General features: G+C 73.1%; 3 protein-coding genes and 1 pseudogene. 2 read left to right on the top strand and 2 right to left on the bottom strand.

Annotation, left to right across the window (positions count from 1 at the left end):
- Window positions 1-958 (top strand): glycerol-3-phosphate dehydrogenase/oxidase (locus SACPADRAFT_RS28125; protein ID WP_007027176.1); only part of this gene is annotated, 958 nt, incomplete at its 5' end.
- A 132-nt stretch (window positions 959-1,090) separates the two neighbouring features.
- On the opposite strand, the gene SACPADRAFT_RS0215870 is transcribed toward SACPADRAFT_RS28125, so the two are convergent.
- Entirely contained in the window at window positions 1,091-1,870 is a 780-nt protein-coding gene (locus tag SACPADRAFT_RS0215870; RefSeq protein ID WP_007027175.1) for a sporulation protein, read from the bottom strand.
- Between the two features lie 173 nt (window positions 1,871-2,043).
- Here SACPADRAFT_RS0215870 and SACPADRAFT_RS0215865 point away from each other — a divergent pair, with 173 nt between their 5' ends.
- The gene (locus tag SACPADRAFT_RS0215865; RefSeq protein ID WP_007027174.1) at window positions 2,044-2,295 is read left to right on the top strand and encodes a hypothetical protein; all 252 of its coding nucleotides are present in this window, start codon (window positions 2,044-2,046) and stop codon (window positions 2,293-2,295) included.
- Between the two features lie 236 nt (window positions 2,296-2,531).
- Here the strand turns inward: SACPADRAFT_RS0215865 and SACPADRAFT_RS33065 are convergent.
- Window positions 2,532-2,747: pseudogene (locus tag SACPADRAFT_RS33065) on the bottom strand (hypothetical protein); the annotation flags it as partial.

Here is a 2,747-nt window from a genome sequence, read left to right as displayed (position 1 = left end):
ACGGATCCTCACCCGGGTGCGCGCCGAGGAGGTCCACGCCGACCGCGTGCTCGCCCGGGACGAGGTCGGCGGCCGGAACGTGGAGATCCGCGCCCGGCAGGTGATCAACGCGGCCGGGGTCTGGGCGGGGCGGCTCGTGCCGTCGGTGCGCCTGCGCCCGTCCCGCGGCTCGCACCTGGTGTTGGACGCGCGGGGCACCGGTATCGGCGAGACCGCGCTGATGGTCGCCGTACCCGGCGAGACCAACCGGTTCGTGTTCCTGCTGCCGCAGCCGGGCGGCCGGATCTATCTCGGCCTGACCGACGAACCGCTGGACGGGGCTCCGCCGGAGAGCACCGACGTCCCGGAGTCCGATGTGGACTTTCTGCTCGACGTCGCCTCCTCCGCGCTCTCCCGGCGGCTCACCCGGGACGACGTGCTCGGGTCGTTCGCCGGGATGCGCCCGCTGATCGAGTCCGCCGGGCGCACCGCCGACCTGTCCCGCGAGCACGCCGTCCTGACCGACGATGCCACCGGGGTGGTGACGGTGGTGGGGGGCAAGCTGACCACCTACCGGACGATGGCCGAAGACGCCGTGGACACCGCGGTGCGGGTGGCGGGCCTGTCCGCCCCCGCGTCGTCCACGGCACGCATCCCGCTGCTCGGCGCCGCACCGCGCGCGGCACTGAGCACTGTGGACGCCGATCCCCGCCTCGTCGCCCGGTACGGCACCGAGGCACCGCGGGTGGCCGCACTCGGCGACGTCGACCCCGAGCTCGCACGCCCGGTGTGTCCCGGCCGCGCGGTCACCGCGGCCGAGGTCGTCTGGGCCGTGCGGCACGAGGGCGCCCTCGACGCGGACGACGTGCTGCACCGCCGTACCCGCCTCGGCCTGGTCCCGCCGGACGCCGAGGCCGCCCGGGACACCGTGCGCGACCTCGTCGACCGCACCCTCCGCGGCCTCGGCGCCGCAACCTGACCCCCACCCCCGCGAGTCGCCACCCCAGCCCCGCGAGTCGACACTCCAGTCCCGCGAGTCGGCGTTGGTGAGCCGCGAGTCGACGCCGCCGCGCCGTGGCCGCGATCGGCACCGGGGCGGCGGATCACCGCCTCAGAGCCAGCCCTGCCCCAGCGAGTCGAGCACCTTGTGCAGCTCGCCGGGCCAGTCGAGGTGACCGGCCTGGTCGTAACCGACCGAGAGGACGTTCAACCGGTCGCCACCGCCGGTGAGCAGCCCCGCCTTCTTCTCCGACTCCAGCACCACGTCCATCCCGTCGGAGCCGGCGACGAAGGTCACCTCCAGCTGCTTGAGCCGCGGGTAGTTCGGCGATCCGGAGAACTCGATCTCCTGGTAGAACGGCAGACTCTGCCGGGTGCGGGGGATGCGTCCCGCCTCGACGTCGGCCGAGTGCAGCCGGAACCCGAGATTCTCCAGCGCCTGGAGGACGAGGTGCTGCGCGGGCAGCGCGCCGACGCCGATCGGGTCGGTGTCGGTCGCGTCCACCGCGCCCCGGACGTCGACCACCGTGCGCACCGCCACCTGCGTCTTCCCCCGCAGGTGCGCGTTGTTGTAGAACGTGATCGGGGTCTCCACGGGGACCGGTAGCCGGAACGGCAGCTCGACGACCTGCCCGGGAGGCAGCGAGACACCGCCCTCCCGCACGGCCACCCGCCCGAACGCGCGCAGGGCGTCGACCTCATCGTCGCCGAACTCGTGCTCGGCGCGGGTGACCAGCTCCACGTACACACCCGAGATGTCCTGCTCCACCTCACCGGAGCGCAGACGGATCACACCCTCGACGACGCCGCCGGGCTGCACCCCCGGCTCCCCCAGTGTGGTCTCCACCTCGACGCCGCCGACACCGACGGCCGCAAGCAACTTTTTGAACATGCAGCGACCCTATCCACCTCGCGGACACGCCAGGCGCATTCCGATCATTTCGGTCCGATTCGGACCTGGTCACCGCTCGGCAACGGGGGTGATTCCCACATTCACGCATCGATCCGTGGAGAGCGACCAGCGATGACGCCGTACTCGAGGTAGTCAGCAAGGTGGCGACGCCGTTGCGGCACGTTCGTACCCCTTCGAGATCACCGGTCGAGATCACCTGGGCGTCCGTTGTACTGCGCGCGGCGGGGTTCGAGCGGGTCGAGGTGTCCGCCGGGACCGGGCACGCCGGTACGGCCGTCGCACTGGCGGCCCGGAAGACCGATGTCGGCACGTCCGCGTGGCCAGGCTCGCTCGCCTCGGCGGCCAGTCACCTGCTCGACGGGCGGGGTTTCAGCCCGATCTACAACACCTGGGAGCCGGTGTAGCGGCGACCGGACCGGCGCGCCGCACCCGTGTGGTAGCGCATCGGCGAGCCTGCCGAGGTGTTCGACAACCTGCCGGACCTCCCCGCCCACAGAGCTCCCGGCGCTCCGGTCCACCCGTTCCGTGGACCGGCCGGAGACCCGAACAAGCCGTGGCTACGGGCCTGCCGTGGGGCTCCACGGCGCTCCCTGCGTCAGACAGCTGCTCGGTCGGCGACACCGTGCGCCCGGGCGCGCGGTCACTCGCCGATGACCGGGGGTGCTGTGCGCTCCTCGGTCCCGAACAGGCTGTCCGGATCCGCCTCGACGAGGTAGCCGGGCCGCTGGTGCTCCTCGTCTTCACTGCCCTGACCACCACGCCCGGCACCCGCCCCCATCGGAGCACCGCCCATACCGCCTCGACCCGCCGCGGACGCCGCCGCGGCACCTCCGGGCGCCGCACCGCCCGGCCCGGG

The sequence above is a fragment of the Saccharomonospora iraqiensis subsp. paurometabolica YIM 90007 genome, assembly GCF_000231035.2.
GTDB lineage: Bacteria > Actinomycetota > Actinomycetes > Mycobacteriales > Pseudonocardiaceae > Saccharomonospora > Saccharomonospora paurometabolica.
Note: the sequence above shows the minus strand (reverse complement) of the source record. Positions and strands in the feature narration are given on the sequence as shown.

Coding starts and splice junctions, on each gene's coding strand:
- SACPADRAFT_RS0215870 (WP_007027175.1), bottom strand. CDS start 1,870: ATGTTCAAAAAGTTGCTTGCGGCCGTCGGTGTCGGCGGCGTCGAGGTG.